We start from the raw sequence: 15,415 nt of genomic DNA on the forward strand, positions 1-15,415 counted from the left end.
GTATCCATCACCGTGGCACTGATTGCCCCGATCGCGATGGAAGACGGTCTGCGCTTTGCGATTCGTGAAGGTGGCCGTACCGTTGGTGCCGGCGTCGTCGCGAAAATTATTGAGTAATCGTTTCTGATCTGACTGGGGCTGCGCGATTTTCATCGTGGCAGCCCTTATGCGTTCTCCAGAGTTTTAGGCCAGTAGCTCAATTGGCAGAGTATCGGTCTCCAAAACCGAGGGTTGGGGGTTCGAGACCCTCCTGGCCTGCCATTACAACATTAAGTGCGCAACATATATGATTGATAAAATTAAGCTTGTGCTTGCTTTGATACTTGTCGCTGCAGGCGTGGCAGGCTTTTATTTGCTGTCTGAGCATGCGCTGGTTGTGCGGATCCTGGCTGTTTTGGCCGGGGTTATTGCTGCTGTCGTTGTTTTCTGGTCCACGCCTTTGGGGCGTGAGGCTTTTGCGTTTGTGCAAGATTCAGCTGCTGAAGCACGTCGTGTCGTTTGGCCAACGCGTAAAGAGACAATACAGACTACCGTTGCAGTCTTTGTGCTGGTAATGGTGATGGCGGTCTTTCTGTGGCTGGTTGACATTGGCTTTTTGTGGGGTGTGAAAATGCTGATGGGAAGGGGCGCCTAAGATGAGTATGCGATGGTATGCGGTACAAGCCTTTTCAGGTTTTGAAAAATCCGTTCAGCGTGGGTTGGAAGAGCGTATTGCGCGTTCTGATTTGCAGGATATGTTTGGTCAGATTCTCGTACCTGTTGAAGAGGTGATTGAGATGAAGAATGGCCAGAAGGCGATCAGTGAGCGCAAGCTCTACCCTGGGTATGTATTGGTTCAGATGCAGATGAACGATGATACATGGCATTTGGTGAAAAGTACCCCGCGAGTTACCGCATTTATTGGTGGAACTGCTCTCAAACCGACGCCCATCAAGGATAAAGAGGTTGAAATCATCCTTCAGCGTATGGATGAAAGCAAAAGCAATCCAACGCAGAAGCTTACCTTTGAGAAGGGTGAGTCTGTTCGGGTGGTTGATGGTCCTTTCAAGGACTTTTCTGGTAGCGTTGAAGATATTAACTACGAAAAGAGCAAGTTGCGCGTTTCTGTCGTGATCTTTGGGCGTGCAACACCTGTTGAGCTTGATTTCGATCAGGTGGAGAAGGAAGTTTAAGTATTTCAGGCTTGCCTTTGGCAGGCCTGTTTGCGTCTTTAAGATTGACGCATTGGCTGTGGCGAAAGCTGCATTTGTTGACGGGGAGCTTTATTTCTAAAGCGCTTGTACCCATTGAGGAGTTTAAAAATGGCAAAGAAAGTTGTCGGCTATATCAAGCTGCAGATTCCTGCAGGCAAAGCCAATCCTAGTCCACCTGTTGGTCCAGCGCTGGGTCAACGTGGTTTGAATATCATGGAATTCTGCAAGGCCTTCAATGCTGCTACGCAGAGCCTGGAGCCAGGTCTGCCAATTCCAGTGGTGATCACTGCATTCGCAGACAAGAGTTTCACCTTCGTAATGAAGACCCCTCCAGCTACCATTCTGATCAAGAAGGCAGCAAAGATTGACAAGGGTTCCCCACGTCCTCATACCGATAAGGTTGGCAAAATCACTCGCGCTCAAGCCGAAGAAATTGCTAAGACTAAAGCCCCTGACTTGACGGCAGGTGATCTGGATGCTGCTGTTCGTACCATTGCAGGTAGCGCGCGCAGTATGGGTATTGAAGTGGAGGGTGTGTAAATGGCTAACATTTCCAAACGTCTGCAGGCTTTGCGTGCCAAAGTTGACCGCAACAAAGTTTATGCTGCTACTGAAGCCCTGACCCTGGTCAAGGAAACTGCAACTGCAAAATTCGACGAGTCCGTAGATGCTGTTATCAATCTGGGTATTGATGCACGCAAGTCAGATCAACTGGTTCGTGGCGCTCTCGTGTTGCCACACGGTACTGGTAAAACCAAGCGCGTGGCTGTATTTGCCCAGGGCGCTGCTGCTGAAGCAGCCAAGGCCGCAGGTGCGGATATTGTCGGTTTTGAAGATCTGGCGGAGCAAGTTAAAGGCGGCATGCTCGACTTTGACGTTGCAATTGCCACTCCTGATGCTATGCGTATTGTAGGTGCTCTGGGTCAGGTGCTCGGTCCCCGTGGTCTGATGCCTAACCCTAAGGTTGGCACGGTTACCCCTGATGTGGCTACTGCTGTTAAGAATTCCAAGGCAGGTCAAGTTCAATACCGTACAGATAAGGGTGGTATCGTTCATTGCACCATTGGTCGTGCATCTTTCGGCGTAGACGCTCTGCAAGCCAATCTGGCTGCACTGGTTGATGCATTGAACAAGGCGAAGCCAGCATCTTCAAAAGGTGTTTACCTGAAGAAGGTCTCGGTTTCCAGCACCATGGGTGCTGGCGTGCGTGTTGATCAGTCCAGCATCGCTTAATCGTAAGAACTTGCCAGCTTGCCTGGCATTAAAAGAACTTTGGGCCTGTGGCGGGAGTATTCGCCACAGGGTTATCAAAGACCGTAGGTGTTCCGCAAGGAATTTAATAGGGTGAAGCAATAATTTACCCATCCTACGCAGATGGCGTTACCCGAAACAGGATATCAACACAATGTGTATTCCTGATGAAAGGTCGCCGTGGGAAGGTGTTTGCAGGCAACTGCAAATGCTTAATTAACGGAAGGAGAAGACCTTGAGTCTTAATCTTGAGCAGAAAAAGGCAGTGGTTGCTGAGGTCAGCGAGCAAGTCGCAACGGCGCAGGCAATCATTCTTGCTGAGTATCGCGGCATCGAAGTGGGTGATATGACCCAACTGCGTGCACAAGCCAGAAAATCCGGTGTGTACTTGCGTGTTCTGAAGAATACGCTGGTGCGTCGTGCTGTTGACGGCACCCCGTTTTCCGGTCTTGCTGACGCAATGGTCGGCCCTCTGGTATTCGGTATCTCTACCGATCCAGTTGCTGCGGCAAAGGTATTGAGTGATTTCGCCAAAGCCAACGACAAGTTCGTTATCAAGGCAGGTGCAATGCCTAACCAGGTCATGGATGCGAAAGCAGTTCAAGCCCTGGCGTCGTTGCCTAGCCGTGAAGAGTTGCTGGCCAAGTTGCTGGGCACCATGCAAGCCCCGATCGCCACCTTTGTTCGTACGCTTAATGAAGTACCTACGAAGTTTGCGCGCGGTCTGGCAGCAGTACGTGACCAGAAACAAGCAGCTTAATCAACATCAAATTATCAGGAGTATTACAAATGGCATTATCTAAAGCAGAAATTCTTGACGCAATCGCGTCGTTGACCGTTCTGGAACTGTCCGAACTGATCAAGGATCTGGAAGAAAAGTTTGGCGTATCCGCTGCAGCTGCTGCTGTCGCTGTTGCTGCAGCTCCTGCTGCAGGTGGCGCTGCTGCCGCTGAAGAGAAAACTGAATTCGACGTAATTCTGGTTTCCGCTGGCGACAACAAAGTGAACGTTATTAAGGCTGTTCGCGAACTGACTTCTCTGGGTCTGAAGGAAGCTAAGGACCTGGTTGACGGTGCTCCTAAGGCTGTTAAGGAAGGCGTATCCAAGGCTGATGCCGATGCTGCCGCCAAGAAGCTGGAAGAAGCTGGCGCTAAGGCCGAAGTTAAGTAATAAGCAATACTGTGGTGCACAGGCTGACGGGAGACCGTCAGCCTTCACCATTTTAAGAAGATATAAAACAGAGGGTTATTTTTAGCACTCTGTTTTCTACCTTCTACCCCCTCTCAGGAGATGCTATGAGCTATTCCTTTACCGAGAAAAAACGTATACGTAAAAGTTTTGCCAAGCGTGAAAGCGTGCAGGAAGTACCTTACCTGCTCGCCATGCAATTGGAATCGTATGCGGCTTTCCTGCAGGCTAATGTGCCCGTCGACAAGCGTGAAAATGCAGGATTGCAAGCCACGTTCAACTCGGTTTTTCCTATTGTTAGCCATTCCGGCAATGCCCGTCTGGATTACGTCAGCTATACCTTGGGTCAAGAGCCTTTTGACGTCAAGGAATGTCAGCAGCGTGGCCTGACCTACGCCGCACCTTTGCGCGTCAAGGTCCGCCTAACAATCATGGATAAAGAAGCTTCCAAGCCTACCGTGAAGGAAGTCAAGGAGCAGGAAGTCTACATGGGCGAATTGCCCTTGATGACGGAGAATGGCTCGTTTGTTATCAACGGTACAGAGCGCGTTATCGTGTCTCAGTTGCACCGTAGCCCTGGCGTATTCTTCGAGCATGATCGCGGTAAAACCCATAGCTCGGGCAAGCTGCTGTTCTCGGCTCGTATCATCCCTTACCGTGGTTCCTGGCTGGACTTTGAGTTTGATCCAAAGGACTACTTGTATTTCCGCGTTGACCGTCGTCGCAAGATGCCCGTGACCATTCTGCTGAAAGCCTTGGGCTTTACCCCAGAGCAGATTCTGGAAACTTTCTACGATCTGGACACCTTCCATATCAGCGCCAAGGGTGTGCAGTTTGAACTGTTGCCTGAGCGTCTGCGCGGTGAAGTTGCCAAGTTCGACATCATCGACGGCAGCGGCAATGTCATTGTCGCCAAGGATAAGCGCATTACCGTCAAGCATATTCGCGACATGGAAAAGGCAGGCATCAGCAAGATCAATGTGCCAGAAGAATTTGTGCTCGGTCGTGCATTAAGCTCCGGCATTATCGACAAGGAAACCGGTGAAGTTGTGGCTAATGCCAACGAAGAAATCACCGAGTCTTTGCTTGAGAAGTTGCGTGAAGCCAAGGTTGGCAAGATCAACACTCTGTATGCCAACGACCTGGATCATGGCGATTACATTTCGCAAACCTTGCGGATTGATGAAATCCCTGACCAATACAGCGCACGCGTTGCGATCTATCGCATGATGCGTCCTGGTGAGCCACCTACTGAAGATGCTGTAGAAGCCCTGTTCGACGGTCTGTTCTTCAATGAAGAGCGCTATGACCTGTCGACCGTTGGTCGCATGAAATTCAACCGTCGTGCATTCCCGGAGAAAATTGAAGAGCGCACCGCTGCCTGGTTGCGTCGCTTCTATGAAAAAGTGGGTGCGCGTGGTGCTGAGGGTGCTCCGGTTCTCTCCAACGAAGATATTCTTGCCGTTATTGCGGTTCTGGTTGAGTTGCGCAATGGCCGTGGCGAAATTGACGATATTGACCATCTGGGTAATCGTCGTATCCGTTCCGTAGGTGAATTGGCCGAAAATCAATTCCGTGCCGGTCTGGTTCGCGTCGAGCGCGCCGTCAAGGAGCGTTTGTCACAGGCTGAATCTGACAACCTGATGCCGCACGATCTGATCAATGCCAAGCCGGTATCGAGCGCGATTCGTGAGTTCTTCGGTTCGTCTCAGCTTTCCCAGTTTATGGATCAGACCAACCCGCTGTCGGAAATTACCCACAAGCGTCGTGTTTCTGCTCTGGGCCCAGGCGGCTTGACTCGTGAACGTGCTGGCTTTGAAGTGCGTGACGTACACTCGACCCACTACGGCCGTGTGTGTCCGATTGAAACGCCTGAAGGTCCAAACATTGGTCTGATCAACTCGTTGGCGCTGTACTCACGCACCAATCAGTATGGTTTCCTGGAAACACCTTATCGTCGTGTTGATGGCAACAAGGTAAGTGACAAGATTGACTTCCTCTCTGCGATTGAGGAAAGCCAATACATGATCGCCCAGGCCAACTCCGAACTGGATAAGAATGGCCAGTTCAAGGAAGAACTGATCTCTGCCCGGTACCATAATGAATTCACCATGGCACAGCCTGATCGCGTGCAATACATGGACGTGGCCCCTGGTCAGATTGTGTCGGTAGCGGCTTCCCTGATTCCGTTCCTGGAGCACGATGACGCCAACCGCGCATTGATGGGCGCCAACATGCAACGTCAGGCAGTGCCCTGTCTGCGTGCTGAAAAAGCGATCGTGGGTACCGGCATTGAGCGTACCGTAGCGGTAGACTCCGGCACGACTGTACAAGCCCGCCGCGGTGGTATCGTGGATTACGTGGACTCTGGTCGTATCGTGGTGCGTGTGCATGATGCCGAAGCGGCTGCTGGCGAAGTCGGTGTGGATATCTACAACCTGATCAAGTACACCCGTTCCAACCAGAACACCAATATCAACCAGCGTCCGCTGGTCAAGATTGGGGATGTGCTGGCCCGCGGTGACGTGATTGCGGACGGCGCATCTACCGACATGGGTGAGTTGGCGCTGGGCCAGAACATGCTGGTCGCCTTTATGCCATGGAATGGTTACAACTTCGAAGACTCAATTCTGATCTCCGAGCGCGTAGTGGCCGATGACCGTTACACTTCGATCCATATCGAAGAACTGTCTGTGGTTGCGCGTGATACCAAGCTGGGTGCAGAAGAAATTACCCGGGATATCTCCAACCTGTCCGAGCGCATGCTTGGCCGTCTGGATGAGTCCGGCATCATCTACATCGGTGCGGAAGTGGAAGCAGGCGACGTGCTGGTCGGCAAGGTAACGCCTAAGGGTGAAACCCAGCTGACGCCAGAAGAGAAGCTGCTGCGCGCCATCTTCGGTGAGAAGGCTTCCGATGTTAAGGATACTTCCCTGCGCGTGCCTTCCGGCATGTCAGGTACCGTGATCGACGTACAAGTCTTCACCCGCGAAGGCATTGACCGCGACACGCGTGCACAGCAGATCATTGATGATCAATTGGGACACTACAAGCAGGATCTGGCTGACCAGATGCGTATTGTGGAAGACGATGCATTCGGTCGTATCCGTCGCCTGATCGAAGGCAAGGTAGCTACGGGTGGTCCTAACAAGCTGAAGAAGGGTGAAACCCTGACGGCTGAGTACCTGGAAAGCATTGGTCGTTATGACTGGTTCGATATTCGCCTGTCTGACGAAGAAGCTGCCCGCCAACTGGAGCAGCTGAAGGACAGTCTGGCACAAGCCCGCGTTGAGTTTGACAGCAAGTTCGAAGAGAAGAAGCGCAAGCTGACCCAGGGCGATGAGTTGCCTCCAGGCGTGCAGAAGATGGTCAAGGTTTACCTGGCTGTTAAGCGTCGTATTCAGCCTGGTGACAAGATGGCAGGTCGTCACGGTAACAAGGGTGTGGTTTCCAAGATTGTGCCAGTAGAAGATATGCCACACATGGCAGACGGTACCCCTATGGATATCGTGCTGAACCCGCTGGGCGTGCCTTCACGGATGAACATCGGTCAGATTCTGGAAGTTCACCTGGGTTGGGCTGCCAAGGGCTTGGGCATGCGTATCGGTGCAATGCTGCAGGCAGAAACCAAGGCCAATGAAATCCGTAAGTTCATCGACCAGATTTACAACAACAGCAACGGCAAGAAAGAAGACATCAAGTCGCTGACCGACGAAGAAGTATTCGAACTTGCCCGCAATCTGGAGCGCGGTGTGCCATTTGCAACGCCAGTATTTGACGGTGCAACCGAGCAAGACATTCGCGACATGCTGGATCTGGCATTCCCGGATGATGATGCCCGCACCCAGCAGCTGCAGTTTGCGGCTGGCAAGACCCAGGTCAAGCTGATTGACGGCCGTTCCGGTGAGCCATTCGAGCGTCCAGTGACGGTTGGCTACATGCACGTACTGAAGCTGCATCACTTGGTAGATGACAAGATGCATGCACGTTCTACTGGTCCATACTCGCTGGTTACCCAGCAGCCATTGGGCGGTAAGGCGCAGTTTGGTGGTCAGCGCTTCGGTGAAATGGAAGTTTGGGCACTGGAAGCCTATGGTGCTTCGTACACCCTGCAGGAAATGCTCACGGTTAAGTCGGATGACGTATCCGGCCGTACCAAGGTCTACGAGAACATCGTCAAGGGCGAGCACAAGATCGATGCCGGCATGCCGGAGTCGTTCAACGTGCTGGTGAAGGAAATTCGCTCGCTCGCTATCGATATTGACCTGGACCGTAATTAAGGAGAATCCGCGTGAAAGCTCTATTAGACTTATTTAAGCAGGTAACACAGGAAGAAGAATTTGATGCGATCAAGATCGCGCTGGCTTCTCCTGAAAAAATCCGCTCCTGGTCCTATGGCGAAGTTAAAAAGCCAGAAACCATCAACTATCGTACGTTCAAGCCAGAGCGTGATGGTCTGTTCTGCGCCAAGATTTTTGGCCCGATCAAAGACTATGAATGCTTGTGCGGCAAGTACAAACGCCTGAAGCATCGCGGTGTTATCTGCGAAAAATGCGGCGTTGAAGTGACCTTGTCCAAGGTGCGTCGTGAGCGCATGGCTCACATCGAGCTGGCTTCACCTGTAGCCCATATCTGGTTCCTGAAGTCCTTGCCAAGCCGTTTGGGCATGGTGCTGGATATTGCCTTGCGCGATATCGAGCGCGTGCTGTACTTCGAAGCATATATCGTGATTGATCCAGGCATGACCCCGCTGACACGTGGTCAATTGCTGACGGAAGACGACTACCTGGCCAAGGTAGAAGAACACGGTGACGAATTCAATGCCGTGATGGGTGCTGAAGCTGTGCGCGAACTCTTGCGTACCATGGATGTACACACGGAAATTGAAAAGCTGCGTCGTGAACTGGGTGAAACCGGTTCCGAAGCCAAGATCAAGAAGATCGCCAAGCGTCTGAAGGTGCTGGAAGCCTTCCAGAAGTCTGGCATCAAGCCTGAGTGGATGATTCTGGAAGTGCTGCCTGTGCTGCCACCAGAGCTGCGCCCACTGGTTCCTTTGGATGGCGGCCGTTTCGCTACTTCCGATCTGAACGATCTGTATCGTCGGGTGATTAACCGTAACAACCGTCTGAAGCGCCTGCTGGAACTGAAGGCTCCTGAAATCATCGTGCGTAACGAAAAGCGCATGCTGCAGGAAGCGGTTGACTCGCTGCTGGACAACGGTCGTCGCGGCAAGGTCATGACGGGCGCCAACAAGCGTCCTCTGAAGTCACTGGCCGACATGATCAAGGGTAAAGGCGGTCGTTTCCGTCAGAACTTGCTGGGCAAGCGCGTGGACTACTCCGGTCGTTCCGTGATTGTGGTAGGTCCACAGCTCAAGCTGCATCAGTGCGGTCTGCCGAAGAAGATGGCGTTGGAACTGTTCAAGCCATTCATTTTCCACAAGCTGGAAGTGTTGGGTTTGGCGACTACCATCAAGGCTGCCAAGAAGAAGGTTGAAGAGGAAGGTCCAGAAGTCTGGGATATCCTGGAAGACGTGATCCGCGAGCATCCGGTCTTGCTGAACCGTGCACCTACGCTGCATCGCTTGGGTATTCAAGCGTTCGAGCCTGTGTTGATTGAAGGTAAGGCCATTCAATTGCACCCTCTGGTCTGCGCTGCGTTTAACGCCGACTTTGACGGTGACCAAATGGCGGTTCACGTGCCTTTGAGTCTGGAAGCGCAAATGGAAGCCCGCACACTGATGCTGGCATCCAACAACGTGCTGTCTCCAGCCAACGGCGAACCTATCATTGTGCCTTCGCAGGATATCGTGCTGGGCCTCTACTACATGACCCGCGAGAAAAAAGCGGCACGCGGCGAAGGCATGCGCTTTGCCAACGTTGCTGAAGTTCAACGTGTGTACGATGGCGGTCTGATCGATTTGCACGCACGTATTACTGTGCGTATTCGCGAATTCGACATGGAGGTCGATGGTCAGAAGCGCGAAAAGATCACCCGTTACGAAACCACGGTTGGCCGTGCTCTGCTGTCTGAAATTCTCCCAGCTGGCCTGCCATTCAGCGTGATTGACAAGGCACTGAAGAAAAAAGAAATTTCCAAGCTGATTAATGCCAGCTTCCGCAAGGTGGGCATCCGCGAAACCGTTATTTTTGCCGATAAGCTGATGTACACCGGTTACAGCTATGCGACGCGTGCTGGTATTTCCATCAGCATCAACGACATGCTGGTACCGCCAGAGAAAGAACAGTTGATCGCCGCTGCCGAATCCGAAGTCAAGGAAATCGAAGACCAATATGTTTCTGGTCTGGTAACTCAGGGTGAGCGCTATAACAAGGTAGTGGATATCTGGGGTCGTGCCGGCGACAAGGTCGCTGACGCCATGATGAAGCAACTGCGCGAAGAAACCGTGCTGGATGCCAATGGTGATGCTGCCAAGGATGAGAATGGCAAGGTCATCAAGCAAGAGTCGTTTAACGCGATTTACATGATGGCTGACTCCGGCGCCCGGGGCTCTGCAGCTCAGGTGCGTCAGTTGGCCGGTATGCGCGGTCTGATGGCGAAACCGGATGGCTCCATCATTGAGACACCGATTACCGCGAACTTCCGTGATGGTTTGAACGTGTTGCAATACTTTATCTCAACCCACGGCGCTCGTAAGGGTCTGGCAGATACCGCGCTGAAAACTGCGAACTCCGGTTATCTGACACGTCGTCTGGTCGATGTGACGCAGGATCTGGTAGTGACCGAGCTGGATTGCGGTACGACTGAAGGCCTGGTAACCAAAGCCCTGGTCAAGGGCGGTGAAGTGGTTGAGCCATTGCATGACCGTATTCTGGGCCGTGTGGCAGCGCTGGATGTGATCAATCCTGAAAATCAGGAAGTGGTTTACCCTGCTGGCACATTACTAACCGAAGATGAGGTTGAGCATATTGATGCGCTGGGTATTGATGAAGTCAAGGTACGTACTGCGCTCACTTGCGATACACGTTACGGTATTTGCGCAAAATGCTACGGTCGTGACTTGGGTCGTGGCAAGCTGATCAATATCGGCGAAGCTGTCGGTGTGATCGCGGCGCAATCCATTGGTGAGCCTGGTACTCAGCTGACCATGCGTACCTTCCACATCGGTGGTGCGGTATCACGCGCGGCTTCCATCAGCCAGGTAGAAAGCAAGTCCAATGGTATCGTTAACTTCACTTCGACCATGCGTTATGTCACCAATGCCCGCAATGAGCAGGTTGCCATCTCGCGTAATGGCGAAGCCGTGATTCACGATGAAAATGGTCGTGAGCGTGAGCGTCATAAAGTGCCTTACGGTGCGACGCTGCAAGTGACAGATGGCAAGCAAGTGAAGGCTGGCCAGGCGCTGGCTACCTGGGATCCGCATACTCGTCCGATCATTACCGAATACGCTGGTCGTGTGAAGTTTGAAAACGTCGAAGAAGGTGTCACCGTTGCCAAGCAGGTAGATGAAGTTACTGGTTTGTCCTCCCTGGTGGTTATTGATCCGAAGCAGCGTGCTGGTCAATCCAAGGGCTTGCGTCCTCAGGTTAAGTTGCTGGATGCCAATGGTGTTGAAGTCAAGGTTGCCGGTGGCGATGCCTCTGTTAACGTGACTTTCCAGCTGGGTTGCATCATTACTGTGAAAGATGGCCAGGAAGTAGGCGTTGGTGAAGTGTTGGCTCGTATTCCGCAAGAGTCTTCCAAGACGCGTGATATTACCGGGGGTCTGCCACGCGTTGCCGAGTTGTTTGAAGCACGTTCGCCTAAGGATGCCGGCATGCTGGCTGAAGTAACCGGTACGGTTTCCTTCGGTAAGGATACCAAGGGCAAGCAGCGTCTGGTCTTCACCGACCTGGATGGTGTATCCCATGAGTTCCTGATTCCAAAGGACAAGCACGTGACGGCGCATGATGGCCAAGTTGTTACCAAGGGCGAAAGCATCGTGGACGGTCCGGCAGATCCGCAGGATATCCTGCGTCTGCAAGGTCGTGAAGCATTGGCCCGTTACATTATTGATGAAGTGCAGGATGTGTATCGTCTGCAAGGCGTTAAGATCAATGACAAGCACATCGAAGTTATTGTGCGTCAGATGTTGCGTCGCGTACGTATCACGGATGCTGGTGATACCAACTTCATCATGGGTGAACAGGTAGAACGTGCAGACGTGCTGTCTGAAAATGAGCGCGTGATTGCAGAAGACAAGCGTCCGGCCAGCTATGAGTTCGTATTGCTGGGTATTACCAAGGCATCGCTGTCGACAGATTCGTTCATCTCTGCCGCTTCCTTCCAGGAAACGACACGTGTTCTGACCGAAGCTGCGATCCTTGGCAAGCGCGACGAACTGCGCGGTCTGAAAGAAAACGTGATCGTTGGTCGTCTGATTCCTGCAGGTACAGGGCTCGCTTATCACGAAACACGCAAGCGTCAAGCGGCTGGGGTAGATGCAGCGCCCGCCGCCATCGAGGAAGCGATTACTGAAGTTGAACAGCAGCAAACACCAGCAGAAGAAGCTGCTGGAAATGTATAGTTGCTTGACAACCTATTGAACGCTAAATAAAATGCTATGTTTTCCGGGATGGCGCTTGTCGCCGTCCCGTAATTTTTAGCGAGCTAACAAATTTAAAGGCTAAAGAGTTATGCCAACCATCAATCAATTAGTGCGCAAGCCGCGCCAAAAAGTAGTGACCAAGAGCAAAGTTCCAGCTTTGGAAAGCTGCCCACAAAAGCGTGGTGTTTGTACACGTGTTTATACGACAACACCTAAAAAGCCTAACTCCGCTTTGCGTAAAGTGGCTAAGGTTCGCCTGACCAATGGCTATGAAGTCATTAGCTACATCGGCGGTGAAGGCCACAACCTGCAGGAGCACTCGGTTGTGCTGCTGCGCGGTGGTCGTGTGAAGGACTTGCCAGGTGTGCGTTACCACATGGTGCGCGGTAGCCTGGATACTGCCGGTGTTAAAGACCGTAAGCAGTCCCGCTCCAAATACGGCGCGAAGCGCCCTAAGGCTGCATAAGCTGATTTGCTTAGCGGTCACCAAGTTTAAGGAAAAACCATGCCAAGACGTAGAGAAGTTCCCAAGCGCGATATTCTGCCTGATCCGAAATTCGGTAGCCAGGAAGTATCCAAGTTCATTAACGTGCTGATGACTGGCGGCAAGAAGTCTGTTGCTGAGCGTATCCTGTACGGCGCATTTGATCAGATCGCCCAAAAGAGCGGCAAAGATGCTCTTGAAGTGTTCACCGTGGCTATCAACAACCTGCGTCCGGTTGTTGAAGTGAAGAGCCGTCGTGTGGGTGGTGCAAACTATCAAGTGCCTGTTGAGGTGCGTCCTGCACGTCGTAGCGCCCTCGCGATGCGTTGGCTGCGTGATGCTGCTCGCAAGCGTGGTGAAAAGTCCATGGGTCTCCGTCTGGCAGCTGAGCTGGTTGAAGCATCCGAAGGTCGCGGCTCTGCCATGAAGAAGCGTGAAGAAGTGCACCGTATGGCTGAAGCCAACAAAGCCTTCTCGCATTTCCGCTTCTAAACAAGTTCATTAGTAAAGGTAATAGCTGTGGCTCGTAAAACCCCCATTAATCGCTATCGTAACATTGGTATCAGTGCTCACATTGATGCTGGTAAGACAACGACAACCGAGCGTATTCTTTTTTATACCGGTGTGAACCACAAGATTGGTGAAGTTCACGATGGTGCTGCTACCATGGACTGGATGGAGCAAGAGCAAGAGCGTGGTATTACCATTACCTCTGCTGCGACTACCGCGTTCTGGAAGGGGATGGGTGGTAACTATCCTGAGCACCGTATCAATATCATTGATACCCCTGGGCACGTTGACTTCACGATTGAGGTTGAGCGCTCCATGCGTGTTCTGGATGGCGCCTGCATGGTTTACTGTGCGGTGGGTGGTGTGCAGCCTCAGTCTGAAACTGTATGGCGTCAAGCAAACAAGTACGGTGTGCCTCGCCTTGCTTTCATCAACAAGATGGATCGTACCGGTGCTAACTTCTTCAAGGTTTACGACCAGTTGAAAACTCGCCTGAAGGCGAATCCTGTGCCTGTTGTCGTGCCTATTGGTGCAGAAGATACATTTACGGGTGTGGTTGATCTGCTCAAGATGAAAGCGATCATCTGGGATGAGGCTAGCCAAGGCACCAAGTTCAATTATGAAGAGATTCCCGCAGACTTGCTGGCTGAGTGCCAGAAGTGGCGTGAAAATATGGTGGAAGCAGCTGCTGAAGCCAATGAAGATCTCATGAACAAGTATCTGGAATCTGGCGAGTTGTCCGAAGAGGAAATCGTCAAGGGCTTGCGCGATCGTACAATCGCCAACGAAATCCAGCCTATGCTTTGCGGTACTGCGTTCAAGAACAAGGGTGTTCAGCGCATGCTGGATGCTGTGATTGACTTCTTGCCATCGCCAGTGGATATTCCTCCAGTGACCGGTGAGTTAGAAAATGGTACCCAGGCTGAACGTAAGGCGGATGATGCTGAGAAGTTCTCTGCGCTTGCATTCAAGATCATGACCGACCCGTTTGTAGGTCAGCTGATTTTCTTCCGCGTCTACTCTGGCGTGGTGAATTCGGGTGATACTGTTTACAACTCGGTGAAGGGCAAGAAGGAACGTCTTGGCCGTATTCTGCAGATGCACGCCAATCAGCGTGAGGAAATCAAGGAAGTTCGCGCAGGTGACATCGCGGCCGCAGTGGGTCTGAAGGACGCTACTACCGGTGATACGCTCTGTGATCCGGATAATGTCATTATCCTGGAGCGCATGGTATTCCCTGAGCCAGTGATTCACGTGGCTGTTGAGCCCAAGACCAAGGCTGACCAAGAGAAGATGGGTATTGCCCTGAACCGCTTGGCCCAGGAAGATCCTTCTTTCCGTGTGCGTACCGACGAAGAAACCAATCAAACCATTATTTCCGGTATGGGTGAGTTGCACCTTGAAATTCTGGTGGATCGTATGCGCCGTGAATTCAACGTTGAGGCTAACGTTGGTGCGCCGCAGGTTGCTTATCGCGAAGCGATCAAGAAGAAGGTCGAAGTGGAAGGCAAGTTTGTTAAGCAGTCCGGTGGTAAGGGTCAATACGGTCACGTATGGATCACCATGGAGCCTAACGAAGCTGGCAAGGGCTACGAGTTCGTGGATGCCATCAAGGGTGGTACCGTTCCTCGTGAATTCATTCCTGCAGTTGACAAGGGTCTTCGTGAGACGATTCCTGCAGGTATTTTGGCCGGCTTCCCTGTTGTTGATGTCAAGGTAACCCTGTTTGATGGTTCTTACCATGATGTTGACTCGAACGAAAACGCCTTTAAGATGGCTGCTTCGATCGCGTTCAAGGATGGTATGCGTAAAGCAGATCCTATCCTGCTCGAGCCTATGATGGCGGTGGAAGTTGAAACACCTGAAGACTACATGGGTGATGTGATGGGTGACTTGTCCTCACGTCGCGGCATGATTCAGGGTATGGAAGACAGCCCGAGTGGCAAGATTATTCGCGCTGAAGTTCCTCTTGCTGAGATGTTTGGTTACTCGACCGTTGTGCGTTCTCTGTCACAAGGTCGCGCCAGCTACAGCATGGAGTTCAAGCACTACTCGGAAGCTCCAAGAAACGTCGCAGAAGCGATTATCAACAAGAAATAATTGAATATTAGTTGGATTAATAAAGGAAACGGTAATGGCAAAAGGTAAATTTGAGCGGACGAAGCCGCACGTCAACGTAGGCACGATTGGTCACGTTGACCATGGTAAGACGACGCTGACAGCGGCGATCACGACAAT

Annotated in this window: 13 protein-coding genes and 1 tRNA gene; all 14 read left to right on the plus strand. The window is 52.0% G+C overall.

Annotated features, from left to right (window positions below):
• Positions 1–117, plus strand: a 117-nt coding sequence (locus LG203_RS00475; RefSeq protein WP_456085625.1) for an EF-Tu C-terminal domain-related protein, incomplete at its 5' end; no start/stop codon positions are given.
• A gap of 68 nt (positions 118–185) precedes the next feature.
• Positions 186–261, plus strand: a tRNA-Trp gene (locus LG203_RS00480).
• Positions 262–268: 7 nt separating this feature from the next.
• Positions 269–634: a preprotein translocase subunit SecE gene (gene secE, locus LG203_RS00485; protein ID WP_328486186.1), complete on the plus strand. Its 366-nt coding sequence runs from the start codon at positions 269–271 to the stop codon at positions 632–634.
• A 1-nt stretch (position 635) separates the two neighbouring features.
• Positions 636–1,172 (plus strand): transcription termination/antitermination protein NusG, encoded by a 537-nt coding sequence (gene nusG, locus LG203_RS00490; protein ID WP_230344036.1) that lies wholly within the window; start codon positions 636–638, stop codon positions 1,170–1,172.
• 129 nt (positions 1,173–1,301) lie between these two features.
• Complete coding sequence (gene rplK, locus LG203_RS00495; RefSeq protein ID WP_013441119.1) at positions 1,302–1,733, plus strand: 50S ribosomal protein L11; 432 nt, start codon at positions 1,302–1,304, stop codon at positions 1,731–1,733.
• The gene (gene rplA, locus LG203_RS00500; protein WP_015829257.1) at positions 1,734–2,426 is read left to right on the plus strand and encodes a 50S ribosomal protein L1; all 693 of its coding nucleotides are present in this window, start codon (positions 1,734–1,736) and stop codon (positions 2,424–2,426) included. It begins immediately after the preceding gene.
• A 253-nt stretch (positions 2,427–2,679) separates the two neighbouring features.
• Complete coding sequence (gene rplJ / locus LG203_RS00505) at positions 2,680–3,204, plus strand: 50S ribosomal protein L10 (protein WP_015829258.1); 525 nt, start codon at positions 2,680–2,682, stop codon at positions 3,202–3,204.
• Positions 3,205–3,233: 29 nt separating this feature from the next.
• Positions 3,234–3,614: a 50S ribosomal protein L7/L12 gene (gene rplL, locus LG203_RS00510; protein WP_013441122.1), complete on the plus strand. Its 381-nt coding sequence runs from the start codon at positions 3,234–3,236 to the stop codon at positions 3,612–3,614.
• 125 nt (positions 3,615–3,739) lie between these two features.
• A complete protein-coding gene (gene rpoB, locus LG203_RS00515) occupies positions 3,740–7,912 on the plus strand; it encodes a DNA-directed RNA polymerase subunit beta (RefSeq protein WP_230344037.1) in 4,173 nt (1,390 codons plus the stop codon).
• A gap of 11 nt (positions 7,913–7,923) precedes the next feature.
• Complete coding sequence (gene rpoC, locus LG203_RS00520) at positions 7,924–12,162, plus strand: DNA-directed RNA polymerase subunit beta' (RefSeq protein WP_230344038.1); 4,239 nt, start codon at positions 7,924–7,926, stop codon at positions 12,160–12,162.
• Positions 12,163–12,271: 109 nt separating this feature from the next.
• A complete protein-coding gene (rpsL, locus tag LG203_RS00525) occupies positions 12,272–12,649 on the plus strand; it encodes a 30S ribosomal protein S12 (protein WP_015829259.1) in 378 nt (125 codons plus the stop codon).
• A gap of 39 nt (positions 12,650–12,688) precedes the next feature.
• Complete coding sequence (gene rpsG / locus LG203_RS00530; protein WP_013441126.1) at positions 12,689–13,159, plus strand: 30S ribosomal protein S7; 471 nt, start codon at positions 12,689–12,691, stop codon at positions 13,157–13,159.
• A 27-nt stretch (positions 13,160–13,186) separates the two neighbouring features.
• Positions 13,187–15,277, plus strand: a complete 2,091-nt coding sequence (gene fusA, locus LG203_RS00535) for an elongation factor G (protein WP_230344039.1) — start codon at positions 13,187–13,189, stop codon at positions 15,275–15,277.
• 34 nt (positions 15,278–15,311) lie between these two features.
• A partial coding sequence (locus LG203_RS00540; protein ID WP_033456734.1) for a GTP-binding protein occupies positions 15,312–15,415 on the plus strand: 104 nt, incomplete at its 3' end.

This window comes from Methylovorus mays (genome assembly GCF_020531915.1).
GTDB classification, from domain to species: Bacteria; Pseudomonadota; Gammaproteobacteria; order Burkholderiales; family Methylophilaceae; genus Methylovorus; species Methylovorus mays.